Below are 22472 nucleotides of genomic sequence, written 5' to 3'. Positions count from 1 at the left end.
CGTGTGGCTGCGTCAAACCGGGCTTCATTTGTAGGGATCCGCCGCGTCACGCAACCCATCTCCCAAGAAGTTGAACGCCAAAATCACAAGAATGACCGGAATTGTGGGAAATAGGAGCCAGGGATAGAAGGCAATGACGCTGACGCTTTTCGCCTCCGTCAGCAGAATGCCCCAGCTGGTGATCGGCGGCCTGAGACCGAGGCCAAGGAAGCTGAGCGCCGTTTCCCCGAGGATCATGCCGGGAATAGAGATGGTCGCGGTGGCGATCAGATGCGACATGAAACCGGGCACGAGGTGCCGGCCGATGATGCGGCTGCTCCTTGCGCCCATAAGCTGGGCCGCAAGCACATAGTCTTCCTCGCGCAAGGCCAGCAGCTTCGAGCGGACAGCGCGCGCAAGCCCGGTCCAATCGAGCAGGCCGAGGATGATCGTGATCGCCAGATAGATGAAGATTGGACTCCAGGTCGCCGGCATGATCGCCGCCAGCGACAGCCAGAGCGGTATGCTCGGGATCGATTGCAACACCTCGATGACACGCTGGACGATGAGATCGAAGACGCCGCCGTGGTAGCCGGCAAGACCGCCGATGACGATGCCGAGCACGAAGCTGACGGTAATGCCGAGAAGGCCGATCGTCAGCGAAATCCGCGCGCCATAGATGATGCGCGACAGCACGTCGCGCCCGAGGCGGTCCGTTCCGAGGAAGAAGGCCTCGCCGCCCGTTGCCGGGCAGACGAAATGCACGTTGCTTTCAAACAGCCCCCAGAAGCGATAGCCGTCGCCGCGGCAGAAGAAGCGAAGCGGCTGCACATCGTTGGTATCGTCGGCGTAGTTGCGCTTCAGCGTATCCATGTCCAGCGTCATCGTGCGGCCGTAGACGAAGGGACCGACGAACTTGCCCTCATGGAAGAGATGCACCGCCTGCGGCGGCGCATAGATATAGTCCATATTCCGGGTATGCAGGTTATAGGGCGCCAGAAACTCGCAGACGACGATCATCAGGTAGAGCACGACGAGAAAAACGCCGGACGCAAGCGCCAGCTTGTGACGGCGGAATTTCCACCACATCAGCCGCAGCTGCGAAGCCTGGTTGACGCGCACCTGCTCGTCCGTCATCGCCTCGACGGAATAGGGGTCGAACGGAGCCGTAGATACGTAGTGCGGCATGGGCTCGCCGGGCGCCGGAAGAAATGACGTCACTTGGTGCTCCTGCCTTGCAGCCGAATTCGAGGATCAAGAATGGCGAGCGCGATGTCGGAGATCAACACGCCGATCACCGTCAGGAAGGCCAGGAACATCAAGAAAGACCCGGCAAGATACATGTCCTGGCTCTGCAACGCCTTGATCAACATCGGGCCGGTGGTCTCCAGCGAAAGCACGATCGCGGTGATTTCCGCGCCGGAGATGATCGCCGGCAGGATCGAACCTATATCCGAGATGAAGAAGTTCAGCGCCATGCGCAGCGGATATTTCACCAGCGTGCGCATCGGCGAAAGGCCCTTGGCGCGTGCCGTCACCACATACTGCTTCTGCAACTCGTCAAGCAGGTTGGCCCTCAGGCGCCGGATCATGCCGGCGGTTCCCGCCGCGCCAACGATGATGACCGGTATCCAGATGTGTTCGAGGATCGATTTCGCCTTTTCCCAACTCATAGGTTCAGCGAGATACTTCTGGTCCATCAAATGGCCGATCGAAATCCCGAACCAGATATTGGCGAAATACATCAGGATCAGCGCCAGCATGAAGTTGGGGATGGCGATGCCGATCAGGCCCATCAGCGACAGGCCGTAGTCTCCCCAGCTATACTGATGGGTCGCCGAGTAGATACCGATCGGAAAGGCGATCAGCCAGGTGAAGATGATGGTGACGAAGGAGACGAGGATCGTCAGCCAAAGGCGGTCGCCGACGACCGCGCTCACCGGAAGCTCGTACTCGAACGAATAGCCGAAATCGCCCTGCAGCATGCCGCCGAGCCAATAGACGTAGCGCAGGACCGGCGGCTGATCGAAGCCGTACTCCTTCCTGAGCGCCTCGATCTGCTCCATGTCCACGCCTTCGCCCTGCGCCTTGATCTCGGCGACATAGCTTTCGAAGTAATCTCCTGGCGGCAGTTCGATGATGGTGAAGACAAGAGCGGAAATGATGAGGAGGGTCGGAGCCATCGCCGCGATACGCCAGAGAATATATCGCAGCATGTCAGGCTTCCTGTTCGATCCAGAAGGTGTCGGGTTTGTAGACACCGAAATAGCACGTGGGGTCGAAGCCGTAGAGCGCAGTGTCGGGCACGTTCCTCAGCTTCTTTGCCACGAGGATCGGCTGGAGCGAGGCGTTGACGATGCCGATCGAGAACACCTGGTCGGTGTAGATCGAGAGCATCCGGCTCCAAATCTCCGTCCGCTCGGCGTCTTCGGCCGAATGCCGCCAGCGCTGCAGCAGTTCCGTCAGTTCCACGGCTGCCGGAAGGTCCGGGGCCTGGCCCATTTCGCCGTGGGAAAGATAATTCAGCCCCCAGACCGGCCATTGCAGCTGGTCGTCCGCGGTCGGCGCAAGCTGGCCGGGGTTCATGCTGGCCGTCGGCACGCCGTTGTCTATGCCGAACCACATCGACATGATGATCTCGCCACCGACGGCGCGGCTGCGGAACGTGTCGCGTTGCGAGGTCCGGATGAAGAGCGATATCCCGACCTTCTGCCAGTAGTCGGTGATGAGCTGCAGCACGTCCGTCTCGAGTGTGCTTTCCCCGGCCGTTTCCACGACGATCTGCGCCGCGCGGCCGTCGGAGAGAATGCGGATGCCGTCGCTGTCCTTCTTGGTCAGGCCCGCTTCGTCGAGCAGCGCATTGGCCTGTTCCGGATCGTGGGCGACCCAGGCATTGGCGAACTCGGGCCGGAAGAGCGGGCTCTCGGGCAGCACCGTGTCGGCGCTCTCCTTCGTCAGCCCGTAGAACACCGCCTTGTTGATTTCGGTGCGGTCGATGGCAAGCGACAGGGCGCGGCGAACGCGCACATCCTGCAGCAGTGCCCGCCAGACCGCATCCGAGCAGTTGAGGTTGGGAAGCAGCGCCAGGCGCGAGCCCTGCGTCTTCTTCCACAGCAGCACTTTCGCCGGATAGCGCTTCTCGGAATCCTTGAGGAAGGTGTAGTCGACGAAGTCTATACCGGTCGCCTGCAGGTCGCTTTCGCCGGTGCCGGTCTTGGCCGGGATTAGCGCAGACGAGCTGACGCTGAGCACGAACTTGTCGATATAGGGTAACTGCAGGCCGTTCTCGTCGACGCGATGATAGTAGGGATTGCGCTCGAAGACGAATTGTTCGGCCGGAAGCGGCGTCGTGTTGCGCCAGGGGTCCAGCGTCGGCAGGTCCGGGTTTTCCGGGCGGTAGGAACGGGCCATGCGCATGTGCAGCTGGCTCCATTTCTTGACCCGCTCCTCCTTCATCAGGGCCTTGAGCTTGTCTTCTTCCTGATATTTCTCATGGAACTGTTTCAGGTAGGTCGACGGCATCACCACCACCATCGGCTGGGCGCCGGCGAGCTTCTGCAGGAAGTCAGGATTGGGTGTCGACCAGGAATAGCGCACCGTGCGTTCGTCGATGATCTCGAACTTGGCGGCCTCGCCATCCATGACCAGCGCCGTCGGCAGCCCGGCCGGGCTCAGCTTCTCGTTGTTGAGAACGTCGTCCCAGCAATAGCGGAAATCCTCCGACGTCAGCGGCGTGCCGTCGGACCACTTGTGGCCTTCGCGGATGTGGAAGGTGAAGATGCGGTCCTCGACCGTTTCGAAGCTTTCGAGAACGTCCGCTTCGATCTTCAGCGCTTCGTCGAAGCCGACCAGACGGGCATAGCCGTAGATGGTCATCAGGCGGATGTCCTTGGCGCTGCCGATCAGCATCCGCACCTCGCCGCCGTACTTGCCGGGCTGGCGCCCCATGGCCGCGACGTTGATGACTCGCGGCGTCTTCGGCAGGCGCTCGGCCAGCGGCGGCAGCTTGCCGTCGGCAATCTGCTTTTCCCAGAATGCGGGCTCGCCTGCAGCTGCAAAGAGCCGCGTCGGCAGAGCCACGGTCGCAAGCAATGCCAGTACAGTTCGGCGGGTGATCATGGCCGCAACTCCCTTGCATCCACGGATCGGCGTGCCAGCACAATGTGGTCACCACCGAGATCCGCGGGGATCAGCGCGTCGCCGGCATCATCGTCCCGGAACTGCGGTCCCCAGCGCCGCATGTCCGAACCTTCGCTGTCCTTCAGCAGTTCGAAATCCAGCGGCCGGTCGAGATCCGGATAAGGAACCGCCGCCAGCAGCGACTTGGTATAAGGATGAACAGGATTGCGCATCAGCACCTCGCGCGGTGCCAGCTCGACGATACGCCCGGCGCACATCACGGCGATGCGGTCGGCCATATAGTCGACAACAGCCAGATTGTGCGAGATGAAAAGGCAGGTCAGTCCCAGTTCCTTCTGTAGGTCCTTCAGCAGGTTGAGGATCTGCGCCTGGACGGAGACGTCGAGCGCGGACACCGGCTCGTCGCAGATCAGCAGCTCCGGCACCAGCGCCAGCGCCCGCGCGATCCCGATGCGCTGGCGTTGGCCACCGGAGAAGCTGTGCGGGTACCGATTGATGAAGCGCTGGTCGAGACCGACGGCCTGCAGCAGCGAACGCACCGTTTCTTCGCGCGATTTGCCCGTTCCGCGCCCGTGGATCTCGAGCGGCTCGCTGAGGATGTTCTTGACCGTCATGCGCGGCGAGAGCGAGGAGACCGGATCCTGGAAGACCATCTGGATCTTGGATCGCATGGCCTTCAGGTCGTCGCCCTGCACTTTCAGCACATCGACCGGCCCCTCACCATTGTCGAAGATCACCGAGCCCTGGTCGGGCGTGACGGCCCGCATCAAGATCTTGCTGACGGTGGTCTTGCCGCAGCCGCTTTCCCCGACGAGGCCGAGGCACTCGCCACGGCGGATATCGAAACTGACATCGTCGACGGCGCGATGCAGCGTATCTTCGCCACTGCCGAACCAGGACGATTTGCGCGTTCCATAGGTCTTCGAGACATTGCGGACGGACAAAAGCACGTCGGGACCGGTGCGCCGGTCGGCGGCCGATGTCCCGAGCAGCGTTCCAGCCTTGACCGGCACTTCGCGCAGCGCCTTCAGCCGCTCGCCGGGCTTCATGTCGAAATGCGGAACCGCGGCCATCAGGCCCTTGAGATAGGGATGCTGCGGGTTGCGGAAGATCGCCTCGACCGGACCGGCCTCGACGATCTGGCCGTGATAGATCACCACAACCTCGTCGGCCATATTGGCGACGACGCCAAGGTCATGGGTGATCAGCAGCATGGCCATGTTGAGCTTGACCTGAAGCTCGCGCAGGAGTTTCAGGATCTGCGCCTGAACGGTCACGTCGAGCGCTGTCGTCGGCTCGTCGGCGATCAACAGCGCCGGCCGGCAGATCAATGCCATGGCAATCATCGCGCGTTGCCGCATGCCGCCGGAAAGCTCGAACGGATACATGTCGTAGGCGCGCTTCGGATTGGCAAAGCCCACATAGCCGAGCAGCTCTTCCGTTCGCGCCCGACGTTCCGCCTTTTCCGCGTCGGTGTGGATCTTCAGCACTTCGGAAATCTGATTTCCGATCGTGTGGAGCGGCGACAGCGATGTCATCGGCTCCTGGAAGATCTTGCTGATGCGCGTGCCGCGCAGGCTGCGGATCTCCTCCCCTTCCCGCTCCAGCGAGAGCAGGTCGATCGGCTTTGCCGCCGTCGTCGGGTCGTTGAACAAAATTTTGCCACCAACCTTGGCGACGTTGGGCAAGATGCCCATCACCGCCTGGCTGATTGCGGATTTCCCCGATCCGGACTCGCCGACGAGCGCCGTCACCTTGCCGGGCAAAATTCTGAAATTCGCGTTGTTGACGGCTTGAACTTCGCCGCCGAGCACCGAGAATGTGATCCGCAGACCTTCAACTCGAAGCAGGTCCGCCCCAGATGTCATAGCAGCACGCTTCCCTCATTGCTTTTTATCCGCCGCCTCTAAAAAAAGACTAGCGCAGCTTCCAAGGGCTGTCCAGCACACCCGGTTGCAGACGAGGCTATACCCACCTGCATCTTCAGATGGTTAGAACGAAGGGCAGGGACCGCCCTTCAACACGTCGGCGCAATTGGCCGAGCGTCTGAAGTCGTCGTAAAACAGTGTCCAGTCGGTGGTATCGGCCGCCCGGTAGGGGCCGAACTTGAAGTACTGGTTCTTGCCGAGCCCCTTGTCGTCGTGACCGATATGGCCCGTCACCGTGATGATCGGCTTGTCGTTGGCGAAGAGTTCGATGCGACCCGTGCCATTGGCTCCCGGCAGCGTGTAGATCGCGAAATCGATCCAGCCGGACTTCGGGTCGGGCAACGGATTGCCGTGGTTCGTCACCTTGATCGCATCGGTGCATGCATTGAAGAGACTGCCGTCGATCAGCTCCCAGTTGCTGTCTGCGGCGACGAGCATGCGCATCTGGTTGACGCCCGGCCGCCCCCATACGGGGATCTCGCCCGGTTTGCAGCTCGCCGGCTTCCCCTCAGGACCGGCCCAGAGCGGCGCGATATAGTTCGTTTCCACAGTGGCGAAAAGTTTGCCGGCCTCCAGCCTCAAGGCAAGGAACGGGCTGAAATCGCCCTCGGCACCCGGATCGATCTCGCGCTTCCACTGGGCGATCAGATAACGATGGTCCTCATTCGGGATCGGGTCGGCAAACTTGACCGCGAAACCATACCAGACGCCCTGGTCGTATGGCACGCGCAGCGCCGTCTTTTCCCAGATCTCGGCCCGCTCGCTGCAACCGTCGAGCGAATCGGGACAGGTCGGAACGACGCTCAGCTTGAGCGCGCCATTACCGTTATGCTTGACCTCGTTCTGAAACTCCACCGTGCCGGCGGTCTGCTCGAAGTTCTCGCGATAGTAGAGCCCGCCCTCAGGCGCAAAATCCCGCCCCTCGAAGTCGTCGGAAAGCTTGGTTTCCCATGGCTGCGCCATCGCGCTCCCGGCCATGACGATGGAAGCGACGAAAAGGACGGTGCGAAACATTCTTCCCCCTATTGAAGCATCTTGTCGATAAGGCCGCGCGGCGGCTGGAGCGGACGCGTATTGCGATGAAGCAGCATGACATGCTCCGCCTCGGAAAGTCCATCCTGCAACACGTCGTCGAAGCGTTCATCGGCCCTTGCGAGCAAGGCAGCGTCGTTGGGGTAGAGGATCGTAAATTTCTGCCGCACGCCGCGGAGCTTTTCCTGGCCGAGGGCCGTCCAGTCGCCGCCGCAATAATTGACGAAGGCTTCGCTCGCGACGACGCTGTGGGCGTATTTCTTGGTCAGGTTCTGCAACCTCTGGACTTCGTTGACGGCCGAGCCGAAGGCCGAGAACGTCAGCCGGTCGCGCAGGCCCACATTGCCGAACATCACGTTGCCCACATGCAGACCGATGCCGTAGCCGATCGGATCGCGTGCCTGCTTGCGCCGCTCGCCGTTCAGCATGTCCATGCGTGCGGTTGCCGCGCGCACGGCGGCAAAGGCCTCGCGGGCGGCAAATTCCGAGGGCTCCTTGTGGCGCCCACAGGGATAGACGGCGATGAAGCCGTCACCGACGAAGCTCAGAATATGGCCACCGTTGCGATTGAAGGGGGCTGCGATTGCATCGAAATAGGTGTTCAGGGTCTCGATATAGGACTGACGCCCTTCCTTTTCCGCCAGCATCGTCGAGCGGCGCATGTCGCCCATGACGAGGACGGCGCGCACGGTCTCGCCGTCGCCGCGGCGAACCTGGCCGCTCATCACACGCCGGCCAGCGCTGGAGCCGAGATAGGTGGTCAGCATGTTGTCGGCGAGCTTGCCGAGCACCGCCATCTTCGCCGCGACTGCCAGATGGTATTGCAGCTTCAAAAGCGCGCCAATGACATCGTCCGTGAAGCCGCCGTGCCGATCCGTCGTCCAGGACCCGACCATGCCATGGCCGGAATCGGCGCCGAGCGACTGCATGAAGGCCAGATAGTCCGTCGCCCCCATTTCCTTGAGGTCGTCGAAGATCGGGAACTCGGACGGTGTATCCTGGTAGATGCGCCGGCGGACATGCTCGAGATTGTTGTTGAGCAGGTAATAGTAAGGGCTCTGCAGGAACCGCTCGGGATTAAGCGCCAGTTCCTCGTGCCGAAGGCCGCTGACCTCCACGCCCTTGCCGCGCACCCAGGTGAAACCCAGAGCATCGTAAAGCGGGTGCAGCATCGAGAATGAAAGATGGACGCGCATCAGCGGCAGGCCGGCGGCCGCCAGCCGCTCGCAGAAGCCTTTGACGATCGTCTCCAGCGGCGCGTCGCTCAGCGATGTGCGCATCAGCCAGTCGGCGACCTTGTCGATGAGGATTTCGGATACGTTGTCGTTCGTCGGGCCCATTTCGCGTCCTCGCATGACAGACCGTCCCGCGTCAGCATCCGGAGACGGCGAACGCCCCGGCAATTTGCCGGTTCATGTTCGCGGTGGATGATGATGAGCCGTGCCCGTTAAGAAAATGCTCCAACCGATTCCGGCGTCGATGACGTGCAGGCACCCGGAATGCGGCACTTATATGTTGCAGATATTCACGCGCGCAGCCAATTTCCAGAGGCGAACGAAGATTTTTCCGACCTGTTGCAGCACGAAGATTTGATAGCCGGCTCAACGGCGTGCCAGCAGCACTGGTACCGGGCCTCGCTTGACTTGGGGCTTGTTTCTCTCCAACAAACCACGACATGTTCGCGCGCCGCGCCTGTCTGTCCACGAGATCCGGAACCGAAACTTGACCTCACCTCATTTCGAAAGCCTGCTGTCGTCCATCTCCGACCGGAGCGCCAAGGTCGGCGTCATCGGGCTCGGCTATGTCGGCCTGCCATTGGCGATTGCGGCAGCGCGCGCGGGCTATTCCGTCATCGGTTTCGACATCGATCCCGGCAAGATCGTCGCGCTCGATGCGGGCAAGTCCTACATCGGGGCGGTCTCGGACGCTGTCCTTGCCCGGGAGAGCGGTGCTGGCCGTTTCCGTTCCACGACGGATTTCCTCGAACTGTCCGGCTGCGACGTCATCATCATCTGCGTGCCGACGCCCCTGACCAAATATCGCGACCCGGACCTTTCCTTTGTCGAAAAGACGTCGCGCGCGATCGCCGCAACCCTGCGTCCCGCGCAGCTCATCGTCCTGGAATCGACCACCTACCCCGGTACGACCGATGGCATCGTGCGCAGCATCCTCGAGGAAACCGGGTTCAAGTCCGCCGCCGAATTTTTCGTCGGCTTTTCACCCGAGCGCGAAGACCCGGGCAACCCGGTCTATGAGACCGTGAGCATTCCGAAGGTCGTCGCCGGCGACGGCCCCGAGGCGGCAAAGCTGATGGAGGCGTTCTACGCTTCCGTGGTTAAGACGGTCGTTCCGGTCTCGTCCAACGCCACGGCGGAAGCCGTGAAACTCACCGAAAACATCTTCCGCTCGGTCAACATCGCGCTCGTCAACGAATTGAAGATTGTCTACGAGGCGATGGGCATCGACGTCTGGGAAGTGATCGAGGCCGCCAAAACCAAGCCGTTCGGCTATATGCCGTTCTATCCCGGCCCCGGCCTCGGCGGCCACTGTATTCCGATCGACCCTTTTTACCTCACCTGGAAGTCGCGCGAATACGAACTGCCGACGCGTTTCATCGAGCTTGCCGGCGAGATCAACTCGGCCATGCCGCGCCACGTCGTCAGCCGACTGGCCGAGGCGCTGGACCGGCACGCCGGCAAGGCGCTCAGCCGCTCCACCGTTCTCGTCATCGGCCTCGCCTACAAGAAGAACGTTCCCGATATTCGCGAGAGCCCATCGTTGCGCCTGATCGAACTGATCGAGGAGCGCGGCGGCCACACCGCCTATCACGACCCCTACGTTACCGAGATCCCGCCGACGCGCGAATATGCCGCTCTGAAGGGCCGGAGTTCAGTGACGCTCGACGAGCCCACGGTGGCGGCGTTCGACGCCGTGCTGATCGCCACCGACCACGACCAGGTGGACTACGCAGCCCTCGCCAAGTGGGCGCCGCTCGTCGTCGATACCCGCAACGTCTTCCATCGAAACGGCCTGACGGGCAGCCACATTATCAAGGCATAGCGCAACGGTCGTGCGCATCCCTGTGGCCACAACAGCTAGCCGGCGCCACCCGCAAAGGGTTGAGTAGCCTTGTTGCGCGCCAGCGCGGCCTTGAGATTGCTCGCCGCCACCGCATAGCCTCCAGAGGCGCCGTCGACGAAGTGTATGTGGTCGCGGGTCATCGGCGTCGGCACGATGCAGGTCATCAGCGCCGAATCCTGCCGGTGCAGGCCATAGTGTCCGACGCCCTCTGCCTCTGCCCGCTGCAGCCGCGCCTCGATCCGTTCGAGGCACGGGGCACTGATATCGATCGTCATTTTCAGGCCGTCGTCGAATTTACGGAAGTCGGTGTTGTCGGCAAGGTCGCGGCGATACCGGTTCGTATCGAAAGGACCGAAGTTCCAGCCCATGCGAAGGCAGACGAAAAGTGCCAGCGTCTGCACGGTGATAATGCAACGTTTCAGGAAACGTCGCCCTCGCGGAGCGGCCGCACGCGTCTCGATGTCGATCCCCTGGAACGAGAGCCGCGCGGTCGGCCCAAGCTCGGGAACGGGGTGCCCGCCGCGATCTTCCTCGTCGGCAAGCGCGACGATGTCGGCGATCAGCGCCTGGAACTCCGGTCCGTTGCCCTTCGCCCCCGGCACCGCGATGATCGAGGCGATCGTGCCGTGGCAGGACTCGATCGAGTTCCAGCGACATGAAAGGCCGGTCAGGTCCGGCCGGCTGCCGGCAGGCGCTGCCGCGACGTGATAGCGCCCGGCCTTCATTGCCGCCTCGGCCCAGCTTGCCCCGCCGCCCGCAAACATCGCGTAGGAAACCTCGTCGCTGGCCTTGAAGCGGGCGACACGCATGTCGAGCCCGTGCTGGCGGATGTCGCTGACCGGAACGAGCGCAGTCCGCAACTCAAGGTCAAGTTCCTCCGCCACCCAGGTTTTCACTGCAGCCAGCGCGTCGCGGGCCCTGTCGGCCATCGATGCCGGCAGCGCCGCCAAGGCGCCATCCCCCCCGAATACGAAGGGCATTGTCTTTTCTTCGAGCACGTTCATCAGGGCGGATATGACACTCGCGCCAGCCATGTTGACTGTCTTGTAGCGGCCGTCGGCAATCGCACCGGTCGAGTTGACGATATCGGCCACGGCAAGCAGCCAGCCGTCCGGCAACGGCCGGTAATTCGCTTCGTCCGCGACGCCTTCGAAGGCGGCGAACAGCGGCACGCTATCGTAAAATCGCCCTTCCATTGCCTCAGCCATCAGCGCCTCGATCTCGCTCTCCCTTAACGTTCGTCAGATAATTCACGCAGGAGCGCAACAAAAAGTTTCGTTGGCTGTTACCAGGGGGACACCTCTGTCCGTTTCGGCGGCCTAGTGGTTGTGCGAGAAGCGGATCGGGCCGGAGCGGAACTTGGCGACGCGAAGGTTAGTTTCCAAATAATGACCCACGGCATTGCAGGGGTGTGGCCATCTGTGCTTGTTTAACAGTCATACAAGGATCAAAATGATCCAAGTGTGCGTAGTGAAGCCGAAACTGAATGCGTGACGACAACTTTCGAGTGCGGTTCTGGGGCGTAAGAGGAAGTTTGCCGGTCTCCGGCCAACAGTACGTCGCCTATGGGGGAAATACATCCTGCATCGAGATTCGATGCGGTAAGGACGTATTGCTGTTCGATGCCGGTTCTGGCCTGCGCGAGGCGGGATATGCGTTGATCGCCGAAGGTGTCGAAGAGTTCGATCTATTCTTCACTCACAGCCACTACGACCACATTATCGGTCTTCCCTATTTCAAACCCATCTACAAATGTCGCAATTCGGTGCGCTTCTGGTCAGGCCATCTGCACGGCACCATGACCACGCGGGAGATGATCCGCGATTTCATGCGCCCGCCGTGGTTCCCGGTCGATCCCGACATCTGTCAAGCGAGCCTCGACGGCATGGACTTCAAACCCGGTGACGTGCTGACCCCGCGTGCCGGCGTCACCATCCGCACGATGAGCCTCAATCATCCCGGTGGCTGCGTCGGCTACCGGATCGAATGGAATGGCCGCGCCGTCGCGCTCGTCTATGATACCGAGCACGAGCCGGGCGTTCTCGATCCCGGCGTGCTCGAACTGATCGCCGGGGCCGACCTGTTCGTCTACGACTGCACCTATCTCGAAAGCGAGATGGAGCATTTTCAGGGTTACGGACACTCGACCGGCATGCATGGCGCACGACTGGCGATGGCCGCCGGCGTCAAGCAGCTCGCCATGTTCCACCACGATCCGTCGCGCACCGATGAGGCGTTGGCCGCCATGGAACGCGATGTCCAGGCGACATTCCCCGGCGCCTTTGCCGCCCGCGACGGACAGATCGTCGAGCTCGATTGAGCATCTGAAATCGCGTCGGGATGTCCTTTACCCGAAATTCGGGCCGGAACTATTTCACGCCTCGTGGATTCCTTCTTTCCAAAGAAGGAGCGCCGCATGAGCAAGGACAAGAAGGCCCAGCAGGCGATCGAGGAAACCGGCAAGGATCCGTCGGGTGGGCAGCATCTTCCAACCGCAGGTCCTCATGCAAAGGATCGACTGACCGACAAGACCAAGACCCCCGGCTCAGGGTTGCTGCCGGACAACGATGACGACACTGTCGTACCCGGTAGCGGCTGAGGTGGTGTTCCAGCAAAACATGGGCCGTCGCATCCGACGGCCGCGCCTCCCTGACATGGCGGCAAGCGTCCCTACTGTTTGTCGCGGCAGCTGGCCAAACTACGCTTCCGCCAGCGAAAGGATCATTAAGCTATGAGATCGGCTCCGGTCCGCCAGCGACAGGCCGGATGCGCGGCCGTAAGCGTGAAGAGCTCCTCCATGAAGGACCAAACGCCGGCGTCGTGAACCAGATGATGGGTGAGCACTCCGATGGTTCGCCCGGCCTGATCCCGCCTCTTTTCATCGTCACCGCAGATCTGCCTTAGCCTGGCGATGATGTCTGCTACAATCGCCGCGTGCTCGCGGCAGCCGCGTGTTCCCTGCCAATCCATCACATCGGCATGGGTGTTGACGAGCTTGAAGAGCGAGGGTTTTTCCGGACCGAAGACCGACAGCGCCGCAAAACCGACCCCGGGCAGGTCATCCAGAAGCGCGCCGTCGATCCGGTTCCACGGCGGCACCAGCATCGGCACGAAGCTGCGCGGAAACAGCGCCTGGAGACGCGCGTAACCCTCCGTGAGTTCATCGAGAACCGTTGAGCGTGGCCGGTGCGCGCCGAGTTCCTGTTTCTTTTCCTCGGGCGGAGCATGGTTGCGGTGCGCCCAGCCGTGCACCGCGACGCTGACGCCGGCATGTCCATCGAGGCGGCGCGCAAGCGCCTCGCCCGTCAGCGCGGGCGGCACGGCGATGACCACCGGAACCAGGTGCTTGTCAACCAGCGACAACAGGCGGTCGAGTGCTGCCGTCGGCTCGGCGGCGTCGTCGTCCCGCAGCCAGAAATCAACCTGTCGACCGGACGCGGCCACGCGGTCGAGCGCGACGGCAAGCTGCTGCCAATGGGGTCGTCTCATGCCGTCGCCTCCAGATGCTCGTCAAATATCGTGCGCAGCCGCCGCGCCGCGGCAGGGAAGGAACGTTCGTCGTGGACGAACCGTCCGGCAGCCGTACCCAATCTCCGCCGAAGGACCGGATCCTCTATCAGCGCGCGCATCGCCGCCGCAAAGGCGGTGGCATCGCCGTCGGGCGTAAGGATCCCTGTCTCGCCGTCCCTGACCACTTCCGGCACGCCGGCGGTATTCTGCGCAACGACTGGCAGGCCCGCCGCCTGAGCTTCGAGATAGGCAAGCCCATAGGCCTCGCCGCAGCCCGGCCAAACGTAGAGGTCGCTGCCGGCAAGAATAGCCGGCAGATCGGCAGCGCTCCTTTCGCCGAGCCAGTCCAGCCGGTCGGACGGCAAGGCCGAGAAGGCCTGTTGCACCTCGTCGCGGCACGGACCGTCGCCGACGATCGTCAGGGTCCAGCGGCTATCGGCGATGTGTGTCAGCGATTGCGCCAGCATGCGGTAGCTGTCCAGCTTGTCGCCGCTGCGCATCATGGCGACTACGACCATGCGGCAGAGGTCATCCGTGCTTCCGCCGCCCGGCACGAAAGGGGCGGCATCGATGAAGGGGGCAAGCATCGCGTGGCGGCAGTCGGGCGCGGCCTCCAGCAGGCCATCCCGGTCCCGGCGCGTCAGGCAGATGTTGACTGCCGCCTGCTCGATGGCCTGGAGCACGTGGCGTTGGGCGATCGCGCGCACGCCCTCGTTTCGCCGCGCCGAGTAGGAGGCCTCTGCCGTCACGTAGGGGATGGTGAATTCGGCGGCAAGCGAAGGACCGAGCAGGTCCGGCGCCTTGTAGTAGGGATGGTAGCAGAACCATAGATCGGGGGCGCCGTCGCGCATCCACCCCTGCCGGAGGCGGATGATCTCGCCTGCCGCCGCTTGCTCCAGTTCACGAAAATCTACGTCCGACGCGGCCGCCATGAAGCTGCGCAGGTCCGAGACGACCGCGACCTCGTGCCCTCCCGCACGGAGTGCTGCAACCAGCATGCGCGCCATCAGGCGATCACCCGAAGGAACGGGATGGTCTGGGGATTTCAGCGGTGCGTAAAAGGCGATCTTCATCCGCAGCGAGCTATCGTTTCTCCGCGGCGGCCTGTCAACCGACCGCGCCGGGAGCTTGCCGCTTTCCGGTGGGATCGCGGGAGAGGAAAGCATGCGTCCGCGCCGCCGTCTGCAGCCAAGGGGATACCAGGCCCGACCGCCAGCGGTTCATCGGTCGATCGGCAAATCGTAGTAGTCCCGGCGGATCAGTTTCAGCGAACGGTCCGGCTCGATGACATAGGTTTCCTGAACGAAGCTGTTGCCGCTCGTGAAGCGGTGCGGGACGATGCTGCCGACGGGCGCCTTCGTCAGCTTCGTGCGCGGCTGCCCGCCATAGGTGATGCTGCCGGGGATCGGCTCCAGGTCCGGCGTCGTGCAGCCCGCAAGCGTCACCGCGGACAGAGCAAGCAGACCAAACAGCCCGCCAAGGCTGCGGATGTTTTTCACCATGATCACCTGGCAGCCCCATCGCCGTCCGTGGACCGCTCCGTGCCTGCCACTCCTTGTTTCGTTTCTCTTCTTCCAGCGCGGCCAGATCGCGCCGCCGCGTTCGCTAAGGCGTTGCAGCCACCCCTGTGCTGCCGGCCTTCTCGACCGTGGTTTCCGTATCATGCTCCGAGAGCAGGCTATAGGCGACATAGTATTTGTAGATATTGCTGACGTATTGCACCGTCTCGCGCCCGACGATCGCCGCCGCCGCATTCTCGACATTGCCGAACCAGAGGTTCGGGTCGAGCCCCATATCCTTGGCCTTGGCCCTGAACTTGCGCAGGTTTCCCGGTCCGGCATTGTAGGCCGCGAAGGCAAACAGCATCTGGTTTTTCGGCGTGACGGCCGGGTCGTCGATGTAGGTATCGACAAGGTAGCGCAGATATTTCGAGCCCGCTTCGACGTTGAGGTTCTCGTCCTTATCGATGCCGCGAATGTTGACGGCCTTGTCCGCAGCGGTCGATGGCAGCAACTGCATGATGCCGACCGCGCCCCTGTGGCTGCGGCGGGACTGATCGAGCTGCGATTCCTGGTAGCCCTGCGCCATCAGCATCAGGTGGTCGAAGGAATAGGTCTTCCCGTGCGTGCGGAAGATTTCCACGAGTTGCTTGAAACGTTCGACATCGGCTGGCGCATAGGCGCGCTTCAGCATCTTGTCGCCCTTGTAATAGGTGCTCCTCAGGATGTTGCCGAAGGTCGTCCCGACCTTGTGGGTCTTGACGAAGTCGTCGAGCACACCTTTAAGCTTGGGGCTGTCCTTGCGGATCGCCCAGGCGATCTCCCCGTGGTCGGAAACGACGATGTCGTCGCGCACCTTGAGGTCGGTGAACACCTTCACCCAGATGTCCGCCTTGTATTTGTCGACGACCGTCCAGGGCAGCAGGCCGGCATTGATCATCTCCAGGACGTCTTCGTCCTCGAGGTTCTCATCCATGTCCTTCAGCGTGATCGGCGCGCGACCGGCCTCTTCGAAGCCGGCGCTGAGCGCCGCCAGGTGCTCGTAATAACTGCTCGATCGGCGCACATGCAGTTCCTGCCCGCTCAAATCGTCGACGCTTGTGATCGCCGGCGCCGAAGGGCCGGTGACCAGCACCTCCTTGGCTTCGTCGAACAGCGGCGCGGTGAAATCGACCTTTGCAAGCCGCGTCTCGGTTATCGTCAGATTGGCCATGACGATATCGCCAAGCCCTTCTTCGAGCGCCGAGAGCAGACGCGCCCGCGGCATCGGCAGGAACCCGACGCGGATCTTGTCGATCTGCTTCTTCTTCCCCTTGTTGAGTTCGTGTTCGAGCGCCGTTCCGAAGTCGACGGCCGTGCCCAATTGCTGGCCGCGATCGAGGAAATAGATGGTCTTGCTGAAAGGCACGATGATGCGGATCACGCGCCGCTTTTCCATTCCGTCGAAGTCGTCCTTGTGGGGGACGAACATCGAGCGAAGGAATTGCTCATTCGACTGTGCCAAGGCGCCGCTTCCCGTGAAGAACACGAGAAGCAGCAGCCCCAAGAGAACGCGTTTCATGTCAGCCCCCAGCCCGAGAACCCTGTTGCCGAAATGCTATTCCTGCGGCGGACCGCCTTCGCCAAGCGCGGCGGCCGCATTCTTCTTGGCGATGGCGTCGCGGGTCGCGGCGGCCGCGGCGACGGATTGCTGCTGCTCGTCGCCCGCCACCTGCACGGTCGGCGAGGCGAAGTTGATGCCGTTTTCCTTGAAGGATTCCTTGATCATCACCTGCGCCCGGCGCCGGACCTGGGTCTGTGCCCCCGGCTTCGTCTTCATAGCGAAACTCAAGGTCATGCCGTAGTCGCCAAAGTTCTCGACACCCTTCATCTTGACCGTTTCCAGGATCAGCGGCCCGATATCCGGATCTTCGAGCAGCTTGGCGCCGATGCCCTTCACCAGTTTCTTCACCTTGGCGACGTCGGCATCGAAGGAAACGTTGATCAGGAACTTGTCGATCACCCAGTCGCGGCTCATGTTCTGCACCGCGCCGAGCGAGCCGAAAGGCACCGTGAACACGGGACCGCGATGATGCCGGAGCTTGACCGAGCGAATGCTGAAGGATTCGACCGTGCCCTTGTAGCTGCCGCTCTGGATGTATTCGCCGATCCGGAAGGCATCGTCCATCATATAGAAGATGCCGCTGATGACGTCCTTGACCAGCGTCTGCGAGCCGAAGCCGATCGCCACGCCGAAGACACCGGCGCCGGCAATCAGCGGGCCGATTTCCACCCCAAGGCCGGAGAGCACCATCAGCACGGCTACGATCGCGATGAAGGCTGCCAGAAAGTTACGCAGGATCGGCAGCAACGTCATCAGGCGGGTGTTGCGGGCGCGCTCGGCCGGATCCTCGGTCGCGTGATTGGCCTGCTTGACGCGCAGGTTGATGAAACCCTTGACGAGCTGCCAGACCAGATCTGCAGCCAGCAGGATGACGATACCCGCCAGGACGCCGCGGAACACCCGATTGAAGGCGTCGTCCTGCATCATAGACGTGGCGCTGACCTTGAAGACGAGCGCCAGCCAGCCGGCGGCAAGCGCGATGACCAGCAGCCGTGCCCCGCGCTCGATGAAGATGTTGCGCACCACGCGCGCATCGTCCTCTGCCGAGCTATCCAGCATCGTCTTGGTAAAGGCGCTCGTGAAACGCAGCAGCGGCGGCAAGCCGATCACGTAAAGGCCGATCCAGAACAGCACGTCCATGCCGGCGACCCAAAGCAGCCAAAGCACGATCAGGAACGCAACCAGGAACACGTTGCCGACGATACGGCGCGAACCGACAACGGCCCCCACCGGACGCCGCACGACTGTGAGGATCCCGAGCGCGAGGACCACGAGCCCAAGAAGCGCGGTGATGAGATTGCGCACGTCCGCGGAAATCGACAACGCGCTCATCGCGTCGCCGACACCCCAGACGAGCGCCCCCCCACCGATCAGCCATAGGGCATGCCGGTGCCAGAAGCTGGCCTCATCGGGCGTGAGCGAGAGGTAACCGCCTCGCCCGTCCGCATTCCCCTCGTTGACCGGTCCCCCCGTCAGGACCGCCGAGGCGATGATCATCAAAAGGCGTGCTCCGATCCAGGCGCCGAGCAGCGGCGCGATCGTCGTTTCCAGCCGCGTCGGCCAGTCGGCGATCGCCAGCACCGACATGCTGGCAGCCGCAAAAACTATAAGCGGCAGAAGCCGTGTGAGCATGGTGCGGGCCGGCCCCGTCAGCACGGCCCCCTTCAGGCTGCGTCCGAGCAGCCAGCGCAGGAGATATTCGGCGCCGTAGCCGATCGCCAGGATCAGGAAAAACCCTTTGAGGATGGGAGCGGCGCCATGGCTCTCCATGTCGCCGGAAAGGCGCTGGCGCGCCGCCTGCATCTCCGGAAGGACACGCGGCACGGCGTTGCCGATGCCGGTCAGATGACGCCTGATTTCGGCGGTCCAACGCGCCACGACACCGGTTGCGGGCGTTCCGGCCGGAGCTTCGGCCGCAGTGGCGGGCGGGGCCTGTTTCGTCGACAGCCACTGTTTCACTTCCGGATCATCGAGAAGCTGGATCAGCTGCTGGACCTTTGCGGGCGGAGCCGCCGGCGCGGCTTGCTGCGCCAGCCCTGGCGAAACCAGCCCGAAAACAGCGGAAAGAAAAGCCACGAGACCGAAGACCGGCCCCATAAGCAAGCGACCCGACGACCCGACACAGCCCATTCTCATCACCCCCGACGAACATGCCCGTCCCCCGACCGGCACGACTCCCAATCTTTACAAAGGCTAACATACCACCGGGCTGTTGCGTCAACGCCAAATGCGACGCGGTCAGCGGCGACGGAAGCCACCGCCACCGTGGAACCCACCGCCTCCGTGGAAACCGCCTCCACCATGGAAGCCACCCCCACCGCCAAATCCACCACCACCCTGGAAACCGCCGCCGTCAAAGCCGCCGCCCCCGAAGCCGCCCGGGCGGTCAAAGCCGCCACCGCCACCGGTCGGGAAATTCAGCGGCCGCTGACCGAACGACTGCCGCTCGAAGCTGCGCTGGTTGCCGAGCTGCCGGCCGATATTGTCGATCGCCAGATGGTCGGGGGCACGCTCGCGGTCCGCGCCTTGACCGGCTTGCTGGCGCGTCTCGATCCTCTGGTTGATGTTCTCCGCTGCATCCGGATGATTGGCGGAGAATTGCTCGCCCGCCTTGGTCCTATCCTGGATCAAAGGCTTCTGGACTGGCTGCCAACCGTCGGGCGTACGCTTTTGCCATTGTCCGTCGTCACGACGATACACGTTTCCGTCACGGCCGGCATAGACGTCGCCGCCCTTGCCGCCGGCGACAAAGCCATGGTTCCCGTCCGACGTGCGCCAATTGACGCCGGCGCCATTGGCGGTCGAGCCGCCGCTGATGCGGGCAAAATCGGACCCGTGCTTGACGGCCGCGGTGCCCCAGCTTCCGTAGACGTTATGTCCGCCGCGAGCCATCGCCGCGTTGCCGGTGCGCGGATTGTAGGCGGCGACGAAGCCGCGGTCTCCGTTCGGTCCGTAGCCGGCCGCGCCGCGAACATAGGTGCCCGTGCGCGGATTGTAGGCCGCACCGGCAGCAATGCCGCGATAGGGCCCGTAGGCATATCCATAGCGGCCGAACGTACCGATGGCCGGATTATAGAAGGCGCCGACCCCATAGGTTACCGGGCGTGGATAATAGGGCCAGTAACCGCCACCGGCCCAGCCGTAATCCCAATAGTCGTCATAGTACCAGCCGGTGCCGTAGACGAAGGTGTCCCAGGCGAGATAGGCACCCAGGTAACCCATCGTATAGCCGAACCAGACCGCGTCGGGCTCGGTATCGTAGATGCGCACATAGGTGGCATTGTAGATCGGCGACGACGGCGGGATGGTATAGATCTCGTCCGGCACCGCCTTTGCCACAGCGAACGGCCCGGTCGGTGCATCGCCGACGAACCAGACCCCGTCCTTGAGCACGAAATACTTGTCGCCGACCTTGATGACGGTCTCGTTGGTGTTGACCGCGTAGGTCAGGGACGTCCCGTCGATCGTTTTGAACTTCGGGTCGCCGCTATAGGCGACGTCCACCGTGACGGAGCCATCGAGCGAGACACGCGCCTTTTCGGGAATGCTCGCCTTCAGCCGCGCCTCTGCGTTTTCGGAGGTACCGGGAACGGACGCGCGCACCGTGTAATAGGCGGCATCCTGCGGAATGTTCTGGAAGTCCTGCGGCAGCTTGGGCGTCGCGAAGGTCCAGGGGCCGTCGAGCGCGGTACTCGCGAACCAGCGACCGGATACGAGGATGTACCAGCTTGAGTCAACGTCACGGTAAAAGGCGTCGCTCTCGGTGTTGGTCGCAACCTTGAGACCGGTGCCCGGCACCTGTTCGAGTTTCGGCTCACCGTCGAAGGCGAGCAGTTCCGACGGCTTGTCCGAATAGATGACGTCGGGCACGATCACCTTGTCCGCCTGCGGCGGGATCGCCGCCTTGGCATCCTTCCAGTTGTCGTCGTCCGGCAGTTTGCTGAGTATGTCGGGAAGCGACGAGGCGGACTGCCATCCCGAGGCGAGATCCTTCGATTGCAGCCATGACTTGTCGTTGCGCAGGTAATAAGTGGCGTCAGCCTCGACCTTGAACAGATCCCAATTGGTGTTGACCGTGAAGGAGAGCCCCTCGACGCCCTTGACCGGGGCAAACACGGCCTTGCCGTCGGTCTGCACCAGGATCGCCGGCTTCTTGCTGATAAAGATCGGCGGCGCGTCGGCCTTCAACCCCTCGACATTGCCGAGCCGCTGGTAGTCGGCGAGGCTCGCCGTCAGCTTGTCCTCCGAAATGGTGATCGTCCCGACCGGCATCAGCTTGCCGACCTCGAGCGTCAGATCCGCCAGTTCCTTCCGGTCGAGGACGGAGAAGTTGATCTCGGTCATCTTGATATCAGAAACGACGACCTGGCCGGAGGCGCTGTCGGCATCGGTCTTGCCAGTAACGCCAACCACGCCGAAGATCGGCTTGGCGTCGTCGGACTGCTTGTATTCGGCGGCGATCAGCGCATCGAGTTCGGTGAAATCCTTCCAGGCGTTGATCTGCGGCTGATAGAGCGTGATGGTCGCGCCACTATCGGTCTTGTAGGCGCGCGGCCAACCGAGCCCCTTGGGATCGGCATCGTTCAGGTACTTGCCGCTCACGAAGCCGTTCTGGCCATTGAAGCTTACCGCGCACCAGGTGCCCGCATCGTCGCATTCCTTGACATCGACCTCGGTTCCCTCGGCGATCGTCCCCAGACTGTTGGAGGCGGTTCCCGGTCCTTCCCGGAAATTGACTGAGGCGCTCGTCGTTGCCGGCCCGGCCCGCGCCGGAACCGCGGCAATCGCGAGGAGGGTGAAGGCGAGTGTCAGTCTGCGCATTACGGTTCTCCGAGATCCCGGGCGGCCGACCCGCGCCCGCAACGACTGAAGCCGAAGCTGGCACCGGAACTGGTTGAGCCATAGACATCTTTGCCCATCGCCAAAGCGCAAGTACGTAACAGTAACGGCGACCGTAACGGGTCGCCGAGAAGTTAGACGCAACGGAGCGGAGCGTGCCGCAGCAAACGCCGGATACCGGAACGATTCGGAGCGCCGCAGGGGCGCATGCCGTTTCACCACCCCTCCCCGGTCCTTCAGGTTGCCCGCTTCTGTCTCGATCGCGACGGTCGCTATCCCGTCTCCCCGGGTAAAATCATTAAAGCGTCGCAAATCTTTGTGTTTTAGCCCGTAGTGATTGCATAGAGTCATTTATTCAAGCAAACTCATATGTATGATTTGACCACTCCTACGTGCGGAGGAAATACAAGTGAACACGAAAGCCCCCAGCCAGATCGATGTCTTTGTCGGTTCCCGCGTCAGGATGCGTCGGTTGATGGCCGGACTGAGCCAGGAGAAGCTGGCCGACGGTCTCGGGATCACATTCCAGCAGGTACAGAAGTACGAAAAAGGCACCAACCGCATCGGCGCGAGCCGTCTGCAGGCGATCGCCGATATCCTCGGCGTGCACCCGAGCTTCTTCTTCCAGGAGGGTGAAGACCCTGCCGGCGCACGCAACGGCGACACAACGCGCGAGCCGAGCGAAATCTCGTCCTTCGTTTCGTCGAAGGAAGGCATCGCGCTCAACCGCGCTTTCCTGAAGATCACGGACCCGGTGCTGCGCAAGAAGATCATCTCGCTGGTCGCCGCCGTTGCCCAGACGCCGGAGACCGAGACCGCCCGCTCAAGCACGAGCCACGCTCAGGACCTGCACGGCTAAGC

17 protein-coding genes are annotated in these 22472 nt (G+C 62.6%); 4 read left to right on the top strand and 13 right to left on the bottom strand.

Features of this window, described 5'->3' with window-relative positions:
* Window positions 1-24: 24 nt before the first annotated feature.
* From AC3WVQ_RS22200 to AC3WVQ_RS22175, 6 genes are all read right to left on the bottom strand, one after another.
* The gene (locus AC3WVQ_RS22200; RefSeq protein ID WP_090426408.1) at window positions 25-1200 is read right to left on the bottom strand and encodes an ABC transporter permease; all 1176 of its coding nucleotides are present in this window, start codon (window positions 1198-1200) and stop codon (window positions 25-27) included.
* Window positions 1197-2195 carry an ABC transporter permease gene (locus tag AC3WVQ_RS22195; RefSeq protein ID WP_034799190.1) on the bottom strand — a complete coding sequence of 333 codons (999 nt, stop codon included), beginning with the start codon at window positions 2193-2195 and terminating at the stop codon, window positions 1197-1199. Before AC3WVQ_RS22195 ends, AC3WVQ_RS22200 begins: the two co-directional genes overlap by 4 nt.
* 1 nt (window position 2196) lies before the next feature.
* Window positions 2197-4098, bottom strand: coding sequence for an ABC transporter substrate-binding protein (locus AC3WVQ_RS22190; protein WP_034799188.1), 1902 nt, complete (start codon window positions 4096-4098; stop codon window positions 2197-2199).
* Window positions 4095-5987 carry an ABC transporter ATP-binding protein gene (locus tag AC3WVQ_RS22185; protein ID WP_060644294.1) on the bottom strand — a complete coding sequence of 631 codons (1893 nt, stop codon included), beginning with the start codon at window positions 5985-5987 and terminating at the stop codon, window positions 4095-4097. Before AC3WVQ_RS22185 ends, AC3WVQ_RS22190 begins: the two co-directional genes overlap by 4 nt.
* Window positions 5988-6110: 123 nt before the next feature.
* Complete coding sequence (locus AC3WVQ_RS22180) at window positions 6111-7061, bottom strand: polysaccharide lyase family 20 protein (protein WP_192445298.1); 951 nt, start codon at window positions 7059-7061, stop codon at window positions 6111-6113.
* An 8-nt stretch (window positions 7062-7069) separates the two neighbouring features.
* Window positions 7070-8419, bottom strand: a complete 1350-nt coding sequence (locus AC3WVQ_RS22175) for an adenylate/guanylate cyclase domain-containing protein (RefSeq protein WP_034799181.1) — start codon at window positions 8417-8419, stop codon at window positions 7070-7072.
* 382 nt (window positions 8420-8801) lie between these two features.
* Between AC3WVQ_RS22175 and AC3WVQ_RS22170 the strand changes: the two genes are divergently transcribed.
* Window positions 8802-10139 carry a nucleotide sugar dehydrogenase gene (locus tag AC3WVQ_RS22170; protein ID WP_192445296.1) on the top strand — a complete coding sequence of 446 codons (1338 nt, stop codon included), beginning with the start codon at window positions 8802-8804 and terminating at the stop codon, window positions 10137-10139.
* A 35-nt stretch (window positions 10140-10174) separates the two neighbouring features.
* On the opposite strand, the gene AC3WVQ_RS22165 is transcribed toward AC3WVQ_RS22170, so the two are convergent.
* Entirely contained in the window at window positions 10175-11368 is a 1194-nt protein-coding gene (locus AC3WVQ_RS22165) for a DUF3095 domain-containing protein (protein ID WP_089043712.1), read from the bottom strand.
* Window positions 11369-11646: 278 nt separating this feature from the next.
* Here AC3WVQ_RS22165 and AC3WVQ_RS22160 point away from each other — a divergent pair, with 278 nt between their 5' ends.
* Both AC3WVQ_RS22160 and AC3WVQ_RS22155 read left to right on the top strand, forming a co-directional pair.
* Window positions 11647-12480, top strand: coding sequence for an MBL fold metallo-hydrolase (locus AC3WVQ_RS22160; RefSeq protein ID WP_192445294.1), 834 nt, complete (start codon window positions 11647-11649; stop codon window positions 12478-12480).
* Window positions 12481-12576: 96 nt separating this feature from the next.
* Window positions 12577-12759, top strand: coding sequence for a hypothetical protein (locus AC3WVQ_RS22155; protein ID WP_034799175.1), 183 nt, complete (start codon window positions 12577-12579; stop codon window positions 12757-12759).
* A 125-nt stretch (window positions 12760-12884) separates the two neighbouring features.
* On the opposite strand, the gene AC3WVQ_RS22150 is transcribed toward AC3WVQ_RS22155, so the two are convergent.
* The 6 genes from AC3WVQ_RS22150 to AC3WVQ_RS22125 form a co-directional block, all read right to left on the bottom strand.
* Window positions 12885-13649: a polysaccharide deacetylase family protein gene (locus tag AC3WVQ_RS22150; RefSeq protein ID WP_060586100.1), complete on the bottom strand. Its 765-nt coding sequence runs from the start codon at window positions 13647-13649 to the stop codon at window positions 12885-12887.
* Window positions 13646-14743, bottom strand: coding sequence for a glycosyltransferase family 4 protein (locus AC3WVQ_RS22145; protein WP_112772073.1), 1098 nt, complete (start codon window positions 14741-14743; stop codon window positions 13646-13648). The genes AC3WVQ_RS22150 and AC3WVQ_RS22145 overlap by 4 nt, the downstream gene beginning before the upstream one ends.
* Before the next feature lie 147 nt (window positions 14744-14890).
* The gene (locus tag AC3WVQ_RS22140) at window positions 14891-15172 is read right to left on the bottom strand and encodes a hypothetical protein (protein ID WP_034799172.1); all 282 of its coding nucleotides are present in this window, start codon (window positions 15170-15172) and stop codon (window positions 14891-14893) included.
* A 103-nt stretch (window positions 15173-15275) separates the two neighbouring features.
* Window positions 15276-16730: an MltF family protein gene (locus AC3WVQ_RS22135; protein ID WP_457578603.1), complete on the bottom strand. Its 1455-nt coding sequence runs from the start codon at window positions 16728-16730 to the stop codon at window positions 15276-15278.
* A gap of 36 nt (window positions 16731-16766) precedes the next feature.
* Complete coding sequence (locus tag AC3WVQ_RS22130) at window positions 16767-18869, bottom strand: mechanosensitive ion channel family protein (RefSeq protein WP_134886709.1); 2103 nt, start codon at window positions 18867-18869, stop codon at window positions 16767-16769.
* 141 nt (window positions 18870-19010) lie between these two features.
* Complete coding sequence (locus AC3WVQ_RS22125; RefSeq protein WP_492382979.1) at window positions 19011-21593, bottom strand: SH3 domain-containing protein; 2583 nt, start codon at window positions 21591-21593, stop codon at window positions 19011-19013.
* Window positions 21594-22020: 427 nt separating this feature from the next.
* Here AC3WVQ_RS22125 and AC3WVQ_RS22120 point away from each other — a divergent pair, with 427 nt between their 5' ends.
* Window positions 22021-22470 carry a helix-turn-helix domain-containing protein gene (locus tag AC3WVQ_RS22120; RefSeq protein WP_060521790.1) on the top strand — a complete coding sequence of 150 codons (450 nt, stop codon included), beginning with the start codon at window positions 22021-22023 and terminating at the stop codon, window positions 22468-22470.
* Window positions 22471-22472 lie beyond the last annotated feature (2 nt).

The sequence above is a fragment of the Ensifer sp. EB106-05-01-XG146 genome (assembly GCF_058791875.1).
This window is presented reverse-complemented; position numbering and strand designations above follow the sequence as displayed.